The 16,410-nt window shown below is 41.2% G+C and carries 13 protein-coding genes, 10 tRNA genes and 1 rRNA gene; 1 reads left to right on the top strand and 23 read right to left on the bottom strand.

All coding sequences use genetic code 11. From position 1 onward, the window contains the following. Positions 1-21: 21 nt before the first annotated feature. The 11 genes from tgt to PGLA_RS25215 all read right to left on the bottom strand — a co-directional run bounded on the left by tgt (position 22) and on the right by PGLA_RS25215 (position 12,654). Positions 22-1,161, bottom strand: a complete 1,140-nt coding sequence (gene tgt, locus PGLA_RS25165) for a tRNA guanosine(34) transglycosylase Tgt (protein ID WP_068537932.1) — start codon at positions 1,159-1,161, stop codon at positions 22-24. Between the two features lie 77 nt (positions 1,162-1,238). Further along, a complete protein-coding gene (queA, locus tag PGLA_RS25170) occupies positions 1,239-2,267 on the bottom strand; it encodes a tRNA preQ1(34) S-adenosylmethionine ribosyltransferase-isomerase QueA (protein WP_068537933.1) in 1,029 nt (342 codons plus the stop codon). A gap of 6 nt (positions 2,268-2,273) precedes the next feature. Continuing rightward, the gene (locus PGLA_RS25175) at positions 2,274-4,385 is read right to left on the bottom strand and encodes a SpoIID/LytB domain-containing protein (protein WP_068537934.1); all 2,112 of its coding nucleotides are present in this window, start codon (positions 4,383-4,385) and stop codon (positions 2,274-2,276) included. Between the two features lie 28 nt (positions 4,386-4,413). Then, positions 4,414-5,421: a Holliday junction branch migration DNA helicase RuvB gene (gene ruvB, locus PGLA_RS25180; protein ID WP_068537935.1), complete on the bottom strand. Its 1,008-nt coding sequence runs from the start codon at positions 5,419-5,421 to the stop codon at positions 4,414-4,416. Positions 5,422-5,440: 19 nt separating this feature from the next. Beyond that, positions 5,441-6,055, bottom strand: a complete 615-nt coding sequence (ruvA, locus tag PGLA_RS25185; protein WP_068537936.1) for a Holliday junction branch migration protein RuvA — start codon at positions 6,053-6,055, stop codon at positions 5,441-5,443. Next, positions 6,052-6,555, bottom strand: coding sequence for a crossover junction endodeoxyribonuclease RuvC (ruvC, locus tag PGLA_RS25190; protein WP_068537937.1), 504 nt, complete (start codon positions 6,553-6,555; stop codon positions 6,052-6,054). The genes ruvA and ruvC overlap by 4 nt, the downstream gene beginning before the upstream one ends. Positions 6,556-6,782: 227 nt before the next feature. After that, positions 6,783-7,577, bottom strand: a complete 795-nt coding sequence (locus PGLA_RS25195; RefSeq protein ID WP_068537938.1) for a response regulator transcription factor — start codon at positions 7,575-7,577, stop codon at positions 6,783-6,785. Beyond that, on the bottom strand, positions 7,555-9,426 hold the full coding sequence (locus PGLA_RS25200; RefSeq protein WP_068537939.1) for a cache domain-containing sensor histidine kinase: 1,872 nt from the start codon (positions 9,424-9,426) through the stop codon (positions 7,555-7,557). Before PGLA_RS25200 ends, PGLA_RS25195 begins: the two co-directional genes overlap by 23 nt. A gap of 30 nt (positions 9,427-9,456) precedes the next feature. Continuing rightward, positions 9,457-10,287: a carbohydrate ABC transporter permease gene (locus PGLA_RS25205; protein WP_068537940.1), complete on the bottom strand. Its 831-nt coding sequence runs from the start codon at positions 10,285-10,287 to the stop codon at positions 9,457-9,459. Beyond that, the gene (locus tag PGLA_RS25210; protein ID WP_068537941.1) at positions 10,287-11,171 is read right to left on the bottom strand and encodes a carbohydrate ABC transporter permease; all 885 of its coding nucleotides are present in this window, start codon (positions 11,169-11,171) and stop codon (positions 10,287-10,289) included. The genes PGLA_RS25205 and PGLA_RS25210 overlap by 1 nt, the downstream gene beginning before the upstream one ends. A gap of 100 nt (positions 11,172-11,271) precedes the next feature. Next, on the bottom strand, positions 11,272-12,654 hold the full coding sequence (locus PGLA_RS25215) for an ABC transporter substrate-binding protein (protein ID WP_068537942.1): 1,383 nt from the start codon (positions 12,652-12,654) through the stop codon (positions 11,272-11,274). A gap of 522 nt (positions 12,655-13,176) precedes the next feature. Here PGLA_RS25215 and PGLA_RS25220 point away from each other — a divergent pair. Continuing rightward, on the top strand, positions 13,177-14,247 hold the full coding sequence (locus PGLA_RS25220) for a branched-chain amino acid aminotransferase (protein ID WP_068537943.1): 1,071 nt from the start codon (positions 13,177-13,179) through the stop codon (positions 14,245-14,247). 75 nt (positions 14,248-14,322) lie between these two features. Here PGLA_RS25220 and PGLA_RS25225 read toward each other — a convergent pair whose 3' ends face one another. The 12 genes from PGLA_RS25225 to rrf form a co-directional block, all read right to left on the bottom strand. Next, positions 14,323-15,018 (bottom strand): BofC C-terminal domain-containing protein, encoded by a 696-nt coding sequence (locus tag PGLA_RS25225; RefSeq protein WP_068537944.1) that lies wholly within the window; start codon positions 15,016-15,018, stop codon positions 14,323-14,325. A 103-nt stretch (positions 15,019-15,121) separates the two neighbouring features. After that, positions 15,122-15,195 (bottom strand) — tRNA-Pro (locus PGLA_RS25230). 5 nt (positions 15,196-15,200) lie between these two features. After that, positions 15,201-15,280: transfer RNA gene (locus PGLA_RS25235), tRNA-Leu, on the bottom strand. A 25-nt stretch (positions 15,281-15,305) separates the two neighbouring features. Beyond that, positions 15,306-15,382: transfer RNA gene (locus PGLA_RS25240), tRNA-Arg, on the bottom strand. A gap of 14 nt (positions 15,383-15,396) precedes the next feature. Beyond that, positions 15,397-15,471: transfer RNA gene (locus PGLA_RS25245), tRNA-Gly, on the bottom strand. A gap of 7 nt (positions 15,472-15,478) precedes the next feature. Next, positions 15,479-15,563, bottom strand: a tRNA-Leu gene (locus PGLA_RS25250). A 39-nt stretch (positions 15,564-15,602) separates the two neighbouring features. Continuing rightward, positions 15,603-15,680 (bottom strand) — tRNA-Asp (locus PGLA_RS25255). A gap of 29 nt (positions 15,681-15,709) precedes the next feature. Beyond that, a tRNA-Met gene (locus PGLA_RS25260) sits at positions 15,710-15,786 on the bottom strand. A 26-nt stretch (positions 15,787-15,812) separates the two neighbouring features. Continuing rightward, positions 15,813-15,888: transfer RNA gene (locus PGLA_RS25265), tRNA-Val, on the bottom strand. A 21-nt stretch (positions 15,889-15,909) separates the two neighbouring features. After that, positions 15,910-15,984, bottom strand: a tRNA-Glu gene (locus tag PGLA_RS25270). A 5-nt stretch (positions 15,985-15,989) separates the two neighbouring features. Next, positions 15,990-16,065 (bottom strand) — tRNA-Asn (locus tag PGLA_RS25275). A gap of 77 nt (positions 16,066-16,142) precedes the next feature. Then, positions 16,143-16,259: ribosomal RNA gene (gene rrf / locus PGLA_RS25280) — 5S ribosomal RNA — on the bottom strand. Between the last annotated feature and the right edge of the window lie 151 nt (positions 16,260-16,410).

Below are 16,410 nucleotides of genomic sequence, written 5' to 3' on the forward strand. Positions count from 1 at the left end.
CCCCTTAACTAAATTATCGTTCTAGAAACCTTTAAGATTCTCATAGAGCCCGTACTGTTCAAAAAACTCATCACGAAAATCAAGTAGTCTGTCGTCCATAATACTCTGACGGACCTTGCGCATTAATTCTAGCAAGAAGTGCAGGTTATGGTATGTAGTCAGTCTCAAACCAAAGGTTTCATCTGCCTTAATTAAATGTCGCAAGTAAGCTCTCGAATAATTCTTACACGTGTAACAATCACACGCTGGATCTAATGGACCGTAATCACGAGCATACTTAGCGTTACGGATCACAACTCTTCCTTCGCTTGTCATTGTTGTCCCATTACGAGCAATACGTGTTGGAAGAACGCAGTCAAACATATCCACTCCACGAATAGATCCTTCGATTAGAGCATCAGGAGATCCTACACCCATCAAATAACGAGGCTTATTGCTTGGAAGTAGTGGAACTGTATAATCCAATACATCATACATTAATTTCTTAGATTCACCTACGCTGAGTCCTCCAATAGCATACCCCGGGAAATCCATGGAAGTCAAATCGCGAGCACTCTGCTTACGTAAATCTTCATACATCCCGCCTTGTACGATAGCGAATAGACCTTGATCTTTCGAACGTGCATGACTTTCTAGACAACGTTCAGCCCAGCGAGATGTCCGTTCAAGCGATTTCTTCAGATAGTCATATTCTGCAGGATACGGAGGACATTCGTCGAAAGCCATCATAATATCTGATCCAAGTGCATTCTGAATTTCCATTGCAACTTCAGGTGACAGGAACAATTTATCACCATTCAGATGAGAACGGAAATGAACGCCTTCTTCCGTAATTTTACGCATTTCACTAAGACTGAACACCTGAAATCCACCACTGTCAGTCAGGATAGGGCGATCCCAATTCATGAATTTGTGAAGTCCACCCGCTTCGCGAATGATCTCATGACCTGGACGTAGAAATAAATGATAGGTGTTGCTGAGAATAATCTGCGCATCCATTTTCTTTAGTTCTTCAGGGCTCATCGTTTTTACCGTAGCCAGTGTCCCAACAGGCATAAATGTAGGTGTCTCAATAATGCCATGAGGCGTATGAACACGACCTAAGCGAGCTCCTGATTGTTTACACGTTTTAATATGTTCGTAAGTAATTGCTGCTACCATAGTGTATTTGTATTCCTTTCCGTATATAACATTTCTTCTGGTCTCAAGTAGAAACTTAATATTATCATTCCTATATTTTAATAAATAAACATGGCATCACCAAAGCTGAAGAACCGGTATTTCTCCTTCACAGCTTGCTTGTAAGCTTCGAGAATGTGTTCTCGACCTGCTAACGCACTAACTAGCATAACCAATGTAGACTTGGGAAGATGAAAATTGGTAATTAAAGCATCAACTACCGTAAACTCATACCCTGGGAACATAAAAATACTTGTCCAACCGTTACTTTCCTTCAAAGACCCGCCAGCGCATTGCCGTCCAACCGTCTCTAGCGTTCGACATGTTGTAGTACCCACAGCAATAATTCTGCCCCCATTTCGACGAGTATCATTCAGAAGATCTGCCGTTTCTTTAGACAAGGAATAATATTCTTCATGCATCACGTGGTCCTCTACACGATCCACCGACATCGGTCGAAAGGTCCCTAACCCCACATGCAATGTAATAAAGGCTACCGAAACCCCTTTGGCACGTATTGCATCGAGTAATTCTTCTGTAAAGTGAAGCCCTGCTGTAGGTGCCGCTGCCGAACCTTCATGCCGAGCATACACCGTCTGATAACGCTCGCGATCATCCAGCTTGTCCTTAATATATGGCGGAAGAGGCATTTGTCCAAGTCGATCAAGGATTTCTTGAAATACTCCGTTATAAGTAAACTTGAGTACTCTACCTCCCATATCACTTTCAGACTCAATTACCGCTTTAAGTTCATCACTAAATACAATAATATTTCCTTGTTTCAGCTTTTTCCCTGGCTTCACTAACGCTTCCCAGCGATCTTCACCCAGATTCTTAAGTAGCAGAACCTCTGCTTTAGCACCCGTATCCTCTTTCACACCAAACAGTCTTGCAGGGATAACCCGAGTATCATTCAATACAAGTGTGTCACCTGACTTAAGGTATTGCGTAATATCTTTAAAAGTATGATGTTCCGTCTTGCCATCTTCTTTATTCAACGTTAGCAATCGAGATGAGCTTCGTTCTAGAAGCGGTGTCTGGGCAATCAATTCCTCTGGTAGATCAAAATTATATAACTCTACATCCATGTGTCGTCATTCCTTAGCGATAGTGACATTTTGATAATAGTGTTTCAAAATATCCTGATAACTATTCCCTGCATCTGCCATACCTTTGGCTCCCCATTGAGAAAGACCTAGACCATGACCGTTTCCTTGCCCGATAAAAATAAACTTATCACTAGCATCTAATACCGTTGCCTTGGATTCACTATTCATGATGACCATTCCGGTGCCATTAAGACTACTTGTCCCCAAAGCTGAGATTACAGAAGTATTAGAAGATGTTGATGCTCTTACCGTTGTACCATCTGAACCTAATACAGTATAACTTCCAGTTGATGCAATATCAAACAATGTACTTGGCAATCCATTTAATGCAGATCGGAACATATCTGGATACTTCACATCCAAGATTTGTCCATTTACCTGAAGTTCCACAACCCGTCCCGATGGTCCTCGTCTCGTAACGTCCAGTGTCTTAATGGTAGAAGGTAATACTAATGTACCCTTCCCCTTCATTGCCTTAAGTAATTCAGCTGATGTATAAGGACCCCTTACCCAAGAATAGGTATTAGATTCTGCGACTTTATCGAGAATTACCGCCGTATTACCCGGATTAAGTTTACTAACTGCTGGTACATTGGATTGAACTAAAGGAATTACACGAACATTCGTATCCTTGGATGTTACGGTTAACTGAGCAAGTCCCGAGGCTGTTGTGCTGGTCAATTCCTTCACGTTATCTTCACGAACATAACCTGATAGTCCATTATTCAACAAAACATGATACCACATTTTAAGACTCTTTTGTGCAGATAAATCACCTTCACTTGTGACACTTGTAAAGGTATTATTGTTACTATTCCATACCTCACTAGAATCTGCGGTTACCCCACCGCTATTGGATGAGAAGATGGCCTCAACTACTTTACCATCCTTCATAAGGATTTCTCCCTTAGTATCATCAACAGCTTTGGTAACACTGGCTGCTTCAGAACTTGTTCCATTATATACTTGACTTAGCGTCGTATCGACTACATCTGCTACTTTATATTTATTTCTCTGAAATATAGCATAACTACGAGCGGCTACTGCTTGTGTCTTCAATGCCTCACTAGGCCATGATGAAGGTACTTCTGCTCCAACAACAGAGTACAAATATTGTTCTAGAGGAAGTTCATTTACCAGCGCGAGCTGTCCATTATATGAACTTATTTCCCAATTACCACGATAGATACGCTTGGATCTTTCGGTGACTTGTATGCCATTCGATTGATCTGGAATCCATAGTTTCGAAGAGTCGCCACTTATCTGATAATGATCTAACGTTTGGAGTGAAGTAAGATTAATTCCAACATCCTGACGCAAGATAATTGCTGGAATGGAAGGATCTACATTCGATAAAGTCACGGTAGGTATAAGTTGACTCATCTCTTGTTGAATACCCGCCAGTTCATTATCATTGGCAGCTTCTCCTACCCATACAGCATATTGAGTTCCGCCTGTAGGCACGCTCTGGATAACCGTCATAGCATCATATCCAGCAGTTTGAATGACCCTTTGTTGAGCCTGCGCTTCAGCTTGCGAATTATATACACCAGCAGACCAATGTTTACTACCCTTAAGAGAAGGCACTTGACCGTTCAATTGAGCGGATGCGGTTTGTGTTACACGGTTTACAGCCTCTCTACCCGCTTGTTCAGTTGCATAAGTTCCCGTATACAGTTGATATACCGTGCTTCCTCCAAGTGTTGAACTGAATAGTAACGGTTTATCATTTGTTGCAGACAGCTTCTGTGATGCTGCCGCCGCTGTTTTCCAATCATTCGTCTCTAACACTTTAACTCGAAATGAATCGATACTGAAACGCGCTTGTGTAGATTGCGAGATATTAATCAAAGGATGATAACCGTCATTCCCATTAAATCCTGCACTCCAAGGAGATACAGACTGAAGGGTTACAGCTTGTGTCGTTGATTTATAAGTATTTCCTAAATCCAGAAACATCGCTACTCGTATGGAATCCGGTGTGAGTCCTGCCGCCATAACCTTATCAGGGAAAGGTAAACAAGCTGTTCCAACAGCAGCGACTAACATCCCTTTACAGAACCACTTCAACGCTTTACTTTTCATATGATGATACATTGAATTTCTCCTCTCTGAGATAGACTATTTACTTCTGCTGAGGGGGCTGTGGCAATCCTAAGTGTTGATATGCAGCAGGTGAGACCATTCTCCCACGTGGAGTGCGTTGTAGAAATCCAATCTGCATTAAATAGGGTTCGTACACATCCTCAATCGTTTGGCTCTCTTCTCCGATCGTTGCAGCAATCGTATCCAATCCAACTGGCCCCCCACGAAAGCTAGTAATCATAGTATGAAGTATCTTGTAGTCAATGAGATCCAGACCTCTAGGGTCAACTTGTAGCATTTGGAGAGCCTGATCTGCAATATCTTGTGTGATCATCCCGTCTCCACGCACCTGTGCATAGTCCCTAACTCGCTTCAATAGACGATTGGCAATACGAGGGGTCCCCCTTGCCCTAAGTGCTATCTCATCGGCTGCGTCGCCCACAATCTCAATTCCAAATATATCTGCTCCTCTTGACACGATGTAACTTAGCTCATCCACACTATAAAATTCAAGGCGGCTGACTACACCAAATCGATCTCGGAGTGGTGCGGATAACAATCCTGCACGTGTTGTAGCTCCTATTAAGGTGAATGGAGGTAAATCTAATCTTACAGAGCGTGCACTTGGCCCCTTGCCAATCATGATATCGAGCGCGAAATCCTCCATCGCTGGATACATTACTTCCTCTACTGTTCGGTGCAGACGGTGAATTTCGTCAATGAACAATACATCCCCTTCTTGAAGATTGGTCAGTAATGCAGCCAAATCTCCTGGGCGTTCAATGGCTGGACCGGACGTTGTCCGTAAATTCACTCCTAATTCGTTAGCTATGATATTAGCAAGCGTAGTCTTACCGAGTCCAGGTGGGCCATATAAAAGCACATGATCAAGTGCCTCTTTGCGCATTTTAGCTGCTTCAATATAAATTTTTAAATTTTCCTTCACTTGATTCTGACCAATATATTCTGCTAAATATCGAGGGCGAAGACTGAGCTCCACCGCCTGATCTTCCATCATCATGTTTGCTGATATGATACGGTCTTCCATTCACTATCGCTCCTCTTCCTTAGCCCGCATAGAGCAGTTTGAGCGCCCGCTTCATCAAGACGTCTATCGTGTCTTCATATGAGACATCATCTTTAATTTTCAACCATACACCGTCAAGCTCTGTTTCTGTATAACCTAAGGCCTTCAAGCCTTCCCTTGCCTCAGACCAAGAAGATCCATCTCCCTCTTGAGGTTCCGGGACCGTGAACAAACCTCCTAATATCACACCTTCACCGAAACCATCCAACTTGTCCTTCAAGTCAAGAATCATTCTTTGCGCTGTTTTCTTTCCAATACCCGGGAGCTTAGTTAAGAACGTAATATTCTCTTGATAGATTGCCGAAACAACAAGATCAGGATTGCCACCACTTAATATTCCAAGAGCCACTTTGGGACCAATTCCAGAAACCTCAATTAGCTTACGGAATAGTTTCTGTTCATCACGTGTAGGGAAACCAAACAATAATATCGCATCTTCACGCACATGATAATGGATATAAATAGTAACTTCACCTTCAGCTTTTGCAAAAGCATAAGGATTGGGACAGAACACACGGTAACCCACACCACGAACATCTAATACTACATAATCATTTTCCAAATGAACCACAGGCCCTGTTAAGAAATCAATCATTTCCGCAATACCTCATTTAACATTGAATTTAAAGTATATGAATGCGCATGGCATATGGCCACAGCTAAGGCATCCGCAACATCATCTGGTTTAGGAACTTCTTTCAAGCGCAAGTAAATACGTACCATTTCCTGAACCTGCTTTTTTTCTGCCTTACCATATCCGACAACAGCCTGCTTCACCTGTAACGGCGTATACTCTCCAATTGGAAGTCCTTTTTGCACTGCAGCTAGAATCATCACACCACGTGCTTGACTTACGGTCATCGCAGTTGTCACATTTCGATTAAAGAATAGCTTCTCGAATGCAACCGTATCAGGTTTATATTTATCTATCAACTGTACCATACCTTCGTACACATGTAACAATCGATCTTCTTCTGGCGTATGAGCTTCCGTCTGAATACTTCCATATTGAACCGGTATGATTTTGCTTCCCTCTTTGTCTACAATACCAAATCCGACAATAGCAATACCCGGGTCAATTCCTAAAATGCGCAAAATCAATCTCTCCCTCATCATAAAGCGAACATATGTATTCGTCTCTTTATTATATGAAAAACTCTTAGTTAAGTCTATGATTGCTAGTAATCCCTCTATGTCTCTCTTTGGATTCCATAAAAAAGAGACGGTTATCCATTAACACAGGATAATCGTCTCTGCGGTCTCAGATTGAGAACGAGAAGTATTATTATTTAACTATATCTATTTCCGCAGTGACGAATACCTCAACGAACAACATCCGTCCGGTTATGATCTCTGTATTCTTTCGGCGACATACCTGTCTGCTTCTGGAACACCTTTGTAAAATAGCGTCGTTCCTGATAACCCACACCAGATCCGATAGTCGAGATACTTTTATCGCTGTTAGCCAGCATGAACTTGGCTGCAGTCATTCGCTGAAGCGTCACATATTCCACAAAAGTCATGGAGAAACGATTCTTAAACAACAAGCAAAAGTAACTACAACTAATTCCAAGCTTTTGGGCCATCTCTTCGATACCAATATCCGAATTTAGACGTTCAGTAATATACTGAACAGCAGTATTCATAAGCTGCTCCGTTGTTTTCTTGATAGTCTCATTCTCTTCGGTCGGAACCTCTTGAAAAAGAGGAATGGTATTATACAATTTATCCTTGAATTGTTTACTTCGAATCTGCACTCCGATATCCCTGATCTTATTTCCCAATTCCTCGTAATGAATCGGTTTACATATGTAATCCTTCACGCCGAGTCGTATTGCTTCACGTGCGTAATCAAATTCCTGATACCCGGTGATCAACAGCACCTCGCTGTTCAGACCCATCTCACGTAATTTCCCGACAAAAGTCAATCCGTCCATCACAGGCATCCGAATATCACACAGCACGAGGTCAGGGCGTTCCTCCTCCGCAATACGAAGAGCCTCCATACCACTCCGTGCCATGCCAGCAACAGTCATTCCCATTTCTTGCCACGGAAGCACTCTGTTCAAGTTGTTGAGAATAGGTGCCTCATCGTCAACCAATAATACTTTTAGCATTGTGATCTTCCCCCTGCTCGTATTTAGGTATGACACATTGAATAATTGTTCCGCTATCCTGGCTTGAACAAATAAAAATCCCATGTCTGAAGCCGTATTCAATACGGATACGATCAGCTACACTTCGGACTCCTAGGCCTCTTCGTTCCAGATGAACCCGGCTTTGCGCTTGCGTATCTTCATTCTGACCATGTTCTCCACTATTGGTAACATTCTCACTTACCATATACTGAAACATGGACAACTGGGACGAGCTCATACCAATTCCGTTATCTTCAATCCTTAGAATCAGATTACCCCGTTCCTCCCAGCCTCTAATAATCAGCTTACCTTTGTAAGTAATACCCTCAAACCCATGCTGAATACTATTCTCCACAAGTGGCTGAAGAGTAAGCTTCAAAATTCCACATACATGTAAATCCTCTGGAATATCAATCTCGTAATCGAATAAATCCTCAAAACGAAATTTTTGAATATCTAGATAGTCACGAAGATGTTTGATTTCTTCCTCAAGCGTGATTTCATCTCGATCCTGAATGGTAATACGCAAAATACTGGCGAGTCTATAAACCATTTCGCTTACCTTTCGCCCTTCATTCTGCACAGCTAGAACGTTGATTGATTCCAGGGTATTAAACAAAAAGTGCGGTTTGATCTGAGCTTGAAGAACACGCATTTCTGCCTGAGTCTTTCGCCGCTGCTCAAGATGAATTCGATTAAACAAATTATTAATTTTATCCATAAGATCATTATAACCCTTAGCCAGCAATGTCAGTTCATCGTTACCCTTTTCCTCCATTCGGCTACCTAGATCCCCGCCCTCCACACGGCGCATAAATCGTACAATAACCGCTATTTCGCCGGTAATCCGGTTCATAAAGAACAGATTAAAGATTAGTGCCGCCAAAAAGCAGATAAAAATAACAAAAACGAACCATCTAGCAAAAATGGTAACCTCCCGAGATAATGAATCCCATGACGTTACGGATACAAGGCTCCATGGATAATCCTTCAGATGGTACATGGAGACAATACTCTTCTCACCTTCAAACTGAGTTTTGAAACTTTGGAAGCCTTTCTTGAAGGTCATTTCTTTCGATGTGAACGATTGCAAATATTGGCCGTTGCGTCCTGTGTCCGGATCGAACAAAATCATACCATTATCATTCACGAGCATAAAAGAAACCTTTTGACTGCTATCCCCAACTTTCAGGTTACGAAATATCGATTCGAACTCCCAGTTTTTGATCTGCACTACGAGAATACCGATATTCTGAAAGAAACTTAACTCTTTCACAAGCCGGATTTGTGTAAAAACAGGTTCAGTCCCCGTCAATTCAGGATATTCGTGAGGAGCCACCCACTTTGGCACACCATTCATACTCAAAACTTCATGATACATATCACTCTCTTTGAATTTATCATAGGGAAGGGTACTGAAATTCTCCTTACTAAAAATAGATACGATTTCAGATCCACCTTTTCCATTGAAATTGTACAAAAAAGCGTAACTGATTGAAGGGTGATTAAAAAGTAGATTCCGGAAATTACGTTGACTGGCATTTAGACTTAGCTGCTCGCTATCCGTCAGATCCTGATTAGTAGGATCATCTGCACTGAGTGCCATATGAAATACCGAGGTAGCAATTCCGTTGTCTGTCAAGTTATTCATCTCATTAAATACATTTGAAATGCTGTAACTAATTGCTTTGAGAGAATACTCTGACTGTTGGCTGTATTTCTTCTCAATTGAATTATAAGTTACAAAGAACATAATCATCCCAAGAATAAACAATGGGATGATTATTAGGCCCAAAAATGCTGCAAACAATTTATAGCGTAAATTCATGGGCTGAAGCTCCTAACTCTAAAGAAAACGTTATCCTTTTACGCTTCCAGCTGTTAATCCTTCGATAATCTTTTCCTGAAGGAATGCATAAATTATTACAACAGGTAACACACTGTAGACGATACCTGCAGACATTTGTGCATAGTTCATCTGGTACTGGTCACGGAACTGAACCATTCCCACCGGAAGTGTACGCAGTTCATCGTTTGATAGGAAATAGTTGGCAAGTAGGAACTCGTTCCAATTCCCCAGGAAATTAACAATAAATACTGTAACCATTGCAGGAACTGTTAAAGGTATAATAATTCTAGCAAATATACCTGGAGCATTCAAGCCATCCATTACTGCTGCTTCTTCAATTTCTCTTGGAAGAATACGCATAAAGGCTGCCAAAATGATCACCGTAAATGGAATTGCATTGGCAATATAAGGAATAATCAATGCCCAGTGTGTATTTAGTATTCCCATCTTACGCACTATTGTGTAAATAGGAAGCATAAGTGCGTTATTAGGAATAAGCATCCCTATTAGAACCAAGGAGAAAAGAATTCCGTTCCATTTGCCTTGACGCATACGAGTTACTGCGAATGCAAACATTGAACCTAGCAAAATGGTCACTATTGATGCCAAAACAGCTATATACAAACTGTTGAAGAAGTATGTGCTGATTTTGGCATTTACCCAAGCTTCAATATAATTATCGAAGACAAATTCTTTTGGAATCCCAAAAGGATTCAAGGCAATTTCAAGGTTATCTTTCTTAACTGATGAGAACAAAACAAACAGAAAAGGAAAGAGAATAACGAGCAGATATGATAACAATATTGCATGTGGGACACACTTTTTGAAGGTACGAAGCATCAGTATTCAATCCTTTCGTTACGTCTGGCAACCAACAGCTGATAAAGAGCCGTAACCAACAGCGTAAACATAAAGATTAGAACGGCTATTGCATTGCCGTACCCATATTTAAAGTTGGTGATTGCATATTTAATCATGTACGTGGCCATAACTTCGGTAGTACCAGCTGGTCCACCTTTCGTCATGACGATGACAATATCAGCTGCTTTCATTGCACCTGCTATGGACAACATGATAACCACGGTAATAATCGGCATTATAAGTGGAAGTGTAATTTTGGTGGCACGCTGAACTCCGGTAGCACCGTCGATCATCGCCGCTTCATTCAATTCACCAGGAATTGATAGAATCGCTGCCAACACCATTACAATATAAAATCCAGTCCACTGCCATGCGTTCGTGAGCAGTATGGAGATCATTGCAAATCTTTCATCAGATAACCAGTAAATTGGCTCTATACCGACTAGTCCGATAATCTTATTCAGTAGACCAATGTTTGGCTCATAGATAAAGCCCCAAAGAATTCCGATAACTGCCGTAGACATAATCGAAGGCATAAATACCGCAGTCTTATACAGACCCTTCAGTTTTTTAACATTAGCAATCAATAGAGAGAATATTACAATCATAGGAACTTGTATAAAAACGGAGAATAAAATGAACATCCCGTTGTTTTTAGCTGATATCCAGAAACGCTCATCTCCAAGCGCTTTTTTGAAATTGGTAAGACCCGCGAACTTAACCGTATCCGAAACACCGTTCCAGCTGGTTAAGCTATAGTATATAGAACTAAAAATGGGATAAATAAAGAACATCAGAAACAGAATTAGTGCCGGTAAAACAAATAGGGTAAAGGCCAAAGGGTTTTTCAGTGCTTTGTTCATGACTACCTCCGATTGTTGGACATCAGCGGATGTGTTTGACAGGAGATTTTAAAAATGTACCCTGGATCAAAGAACCAGGGCACATTCAATTTACTGCTCCTTATTCCACTGCTGCGTTTGCTTCATCTTGTACTTTTTGTAATGCTGCTCCCATTTTTTCAGGAGTTGTTTGACCACCGATCAAACTTTGAATCTGGATGTTACTGATTTCTGTTGTAACATCTGCTTGAACTAGTGAGTCAAATGCAGGGAATGAAGATTGGGAAGCGTTAAGAACTGCAACAATTTCGCTCATCAAACCATCAGTAATGTTTTCATTAAGCTTAGCTTGATCAATCTTCATGGAAGGAAGAACGCCGTCTTCTACAAGTCCACGCAATTGCATTTGTTCATTATAGAAGTTTTTAATGAATGATGTAACAGCAGCTAATTGACGAGGATCATTTGCAACAGCAGCGGAGAACCCGTAACCATTGTTTACATCGCGCATAAGTGCAGTTTGATCTCCTGCTCCACCTTCAACTGCAGGAAGATTGAAGAATCCAACTTTACCAATCAAACCTTCACCGGATTGACCAGCTTTGAATACGGAAGATTTCCAAGTTCCGTCATACATAAGGATAGCTTCACCGCTTGTGAATTGAGTAGTGTACTCTGCATATTCAAAGCCAAGTTCGCCTTTTTTGAAATATCCTTTGTCTACCCACTCTTTGTACTTAGCAAAACCTTGAACTACGTTAGCGTCAGTCCATTTAGCTTCGCCAGTAGCGAACTTGTTAGTAACGTCTGGACCTGCAAAACGAGACCACAAGTGGTTAGCAAGCATTAGAGGTACCCACCCAGCTTTAGAAGCACCAGCCATTGGAACTTTACCATCAGCTTTGATATCAGCAAGTTGTTTATCTAACTCAGCAAATGTTGTTGGAGCTTTCCAGCCTTTACTTTCATAGTAACCTTTATTGTAGAAGAAACCTTCACCTGAACCACCGATTGGCAATCCATAGACTTTACCTTCATACGTGAAAGGATCAAGGTTAGAGAACTTGTCTTGAATACCTAGTTCTGCAAGAATCGGTGTCAAATCAAGCAATTTGCTCTCTTTAGCATAGATTCTGGAGTCTGGGCTTCCGAAAAGTTCAAAAATTTCAGGAGTACTACCAGCAGCCATCTCACCGCGAAGTTTTTCTTTACGGTTCACGTCTGAATCTACTCCATCAAGTTTGAAAGTCAGACCAGGTACATCTGCTTGAACCGTTTTCACAACATCTTGAAGGATAGCGAAACGTTTCTCTTTATCCGCACCTATCTGTGTATGGCGAATTGTCATTTCGAACGGCTCTTCGCTAACTTTCTCTTCTGTTTTCACTTCTGGGGCTGGGGCTACTTTTTCCTTAGTAGCAGCATTATTGTTGCCTCCACAACCAGTTAGTACTGCTGAGGTAACGAAAATCAAAGACAAAATCATTGTAATACTCTTTTTCATCTTTTTTGACCCTCCCTATATATATTGATTTCTTTTACACTTCTTATTATAGAAAGCGCATTCTATTCTCGCAAGGTTAAGTTTCATCTATAATAGGGATAAAATACTCTAATGTAAGCGAAATCATCGATCTTTTTCAACGCGTTATGTTATAATATATTACATCAAATTGATTTTTCAAGGCTATTTATATACTTTCTATGTAAAGAAACATATACATCATTCGATTATATTTAAACAATTTATTATAAAAACTAGAAAAATAAGGGTATTATTTGATGTGGGAATCGGATTTTCCCTTACAATATCAGACAAAATCTACCATCTATCTATTAAATTATACCAGTGACACAAATTTTTTCTAAATTAATCTTGTTACAATAAATACATACTAATTCCATGAGCATCGTCTATAATCCATTAAATATTAACTATTATTTTAATGGTATAATTGGATTGACCAATTGATTTTTTATTCTTTATAATTAAGATAATATATTTCATTCAAGACACAGGAGGATTATGACCATGGAAGAAATTAGAATTCAGCACAGAGAAATCCGTAAAGACAAACCAGATGAAAGTAATCTACTGTTCGGACAACATTTTACAGACCATATGTTTCTACTTGACTACAATTTAGAACAAGGGTGGCATGACCCTCGTATTGTGCCTTATGCTCCTTTAGTATTAGATCCTGCGGCAATGGTGTTACACTACGGTCAAGCCGTTTTCGAGGGCATGAAAGCATTCTTAGCAAAGGATGAGCAAATCCTTTTGTTCAGACCTAATAAAAACATGGAACGGTTCAACCAATCCAACAGACGTCTTGAAATTCCAGAGATCGATGGTGATTTCATTATCCATGCCATTCAATCATTAGTTAATGTAGATAAAGAATGGATTCCTTCTGGAAAAGGTACTTCTTTATATATTCGACCTTTTATTATTGCAACTGAAGCATGCCTAGGTGTACGCGCCTCCCACACTTATCAACTCATCGTTATTTTGTCGCCTGTCGGCGCTTATTATAGTGAAGGTTTAGAACCTGTTAAGATCAATGTAGAAACTTCCTACACACGTGCAGTTCGTGGTGGGCTGGGAACTGCTAAAGCAGCAGGGAATTACGCTGCTAGTATCAAAGCTCAGACCGAAGCAAAGGAGGCAGGGTACTCTCAAGTGCTTTGGCTAGATGCTATAGAGAAGAAATATATCGAGGAAGTTGGCAGCATGAATATATTCTTCAAAATTGATGGCAAAGTCATCACACCACATCTTAACGGAAGTATTTTAGCCGGTGTAACACGAGATTCTATTATGGAACTATTATGCAATTGGGGAATTTCTGTTGAGGAACGCCAGATTTCGATAGAAGAAGTGTATGAAGCATCCAAGAACAATACTTTAGAAGAGGTTTTTGGAACTGGGACGGCTGCAGTCATTTCTCCTGTAGGTGAACTATTCTGGGATAATCATCAAATGATCGTTAATCAAGGTGATATCGGTCAACTTTCACAGAAGCTTTATGATACCATTACTGGTATTCAAACCGGATTGATCCCGGATACACTTCACTGGACGGTCAACGTATAACTTTATATACTGTAAAACAAAACAAATCCTTCTAGATCGCTAGAAGGATTTGTTTTTATATATTTCAATTTGAACTTAATTGGTTCTCTTCATAACGTTCTCACTATGTTCTCGTGCATAATCACTAAAGGTAGATATGACACTGTTATACTCATCAATGTCCTGTATTCGAATACCATCATATAATTCTTTTAGTACCCCTTCAGGGAGTGTCGATTCCATGGAATTGATATCAAGTTGAAAAAAAGTTTTTAATACTTTTTCCTTTTGAGGTGGACCTTCATACATAGTAAGATTCCCATCCGCATCCATACTCATGTATGCCTTCTGTTTACAAACAGGAGATAAATCTGAGATCGATTCTACTAACCACACATCCCCGTTAAGATCAAGATGCCCAGTCCAAGTAGGATTCTTATGAATCAGTTCACTAATGTGATCAGAACGCATTTGTCCGAGAACTTGTTCTTCCTGACCACATACATAATTTTTCTGAAAAATAACCCTATAATCAACATCAGAGTCATTTAACATTTGTAAAAAATATCGATCCTCTTTCGATTCCTCCTCAAACGAACTATTTTGTAAATACTGTAACGTCTCTACAGCAATTTGAGGTTTTTCATTCAATAAAGATTGAACTTTTTCAGAAAGATGTAATCCCCACCACGCCATTCCAACTACGATCACACACAATGCTGTTGTTCCCGTACGTCGTTTCCATTGTTTCCAATTCTTTTTTATCTGTTTCTTTAGTTTAGAAGCATTCACTTTGATCCCCTTCTATCTGCTTTCTTTTCTTTATTGTGACCGGGGAGTGCTAGATTTATACAGCAAAAAGACCATCGAATAACTTCGATGGTCTTTAAATTTATCGGGACGACACGATTTGAACATGCGACCCCCTGGACCCAAACCAGGTGCTCTACCAAGCTGAGCTACGTCCCGATGTATGCCGGTGAAGGGACTCGAACCCCCACGGTTTCCCTCACGATTTTGAGTCGTGCGCGTCTGCCAGTTCCGCCACACCGGCGCATATGTACTTACTAAATTAAAAATGGTGCGCCCTAAGAGATTCGAACTCCTGGCCTTTTGATTCGTAGTCAAACGCTCTATCCAGCTGAGCTAAGGGCGCAAATATAATAAAAATGGAGCGGACGACGGGAATCGAACCCGCGACCCTCGCCTTGGCAAGGCGATGCTCTACCGCTGAGCCACGTCCGCAAACATATGGTGCGCGTGGAGGGACTTGAACCCCCACGTCGTGAAACGCTAGATCCTAAGTCTAGTGCGTCTGCCAATTCCGCCACACGCGCACANNACCGACTGAGCTAATGACTCAAATTTGTTGAAAATGGCGGAACCGACGGGATTCGAACCCGCGATCTCCTGCGTGACAGGCAGGCATGTTAGGCCAACTACACCACGGTTCCACAGTTACATATTCCTTAGGGAATATAATTGGTTGCGGGGGCAGGATTTGAACCTGCGGCCTTCGGGTTATGAGCCCGACGAGCTACCGGGCTGCTCCACCCCGCGTCATTACTAAGCATATTAAATTTAAATGGTGGAGGCTGAGGGGATCGAACCCCCGACCCTCTGCTTGTAAGGCAGATGCTCTCCCAGCTGAGCTAAGCCTCCGTATGTGTAAGAGAATAAACATGGTGACCCGTAGGGGAATCGAACCCCTGTTACCTCCGTGAAAGGGAGGTGTCTTAACCGCTTGACCAACGGGCCTTATATGGCTCCCCGAACAGGACTCGAACCTGTGACAACTCGATTAACAGTCGAGTGCTCTACCAACTGAGCTATCAGGGAATATAAGTGCTTATGTTACAAAGCGATCTGTAAAACATGAGTACAAAAAGTATGTCCACATGTATTTCAGAATAACTGCTTGGCGACGTCCTACTCTCCCAGGACCCTGCGGTCCAAGTACCATCGGCGCTGGAGGGCTTAACGGTCGTGTTCGGGATGGGTACGTGTGGAACCCCTCCGCTATCGCCACCAAACGTGATTTTTCGAAGCTTACGCTTCTCGAAATCGCTGCGAGAAAATATCAATCCTCAGAAAGGACATGCAGCTTAATCCAGATGTTTGATCACCTGAAAACTAGATACGAATGAATTTGCAGTTCGAAACAAAACTTGTAGGATAAGCCCT

The organism is Paenibacillus glacialis (assembly GCF_001637205.1).
Taxonomy (GTDB): domain Bacteria; phylum Bacillota; class Bacilli; order Paenibacillales; family Paenibacillaceae; genus Paenibacillus_AQ; species Paenibacillus_AQ glacialis.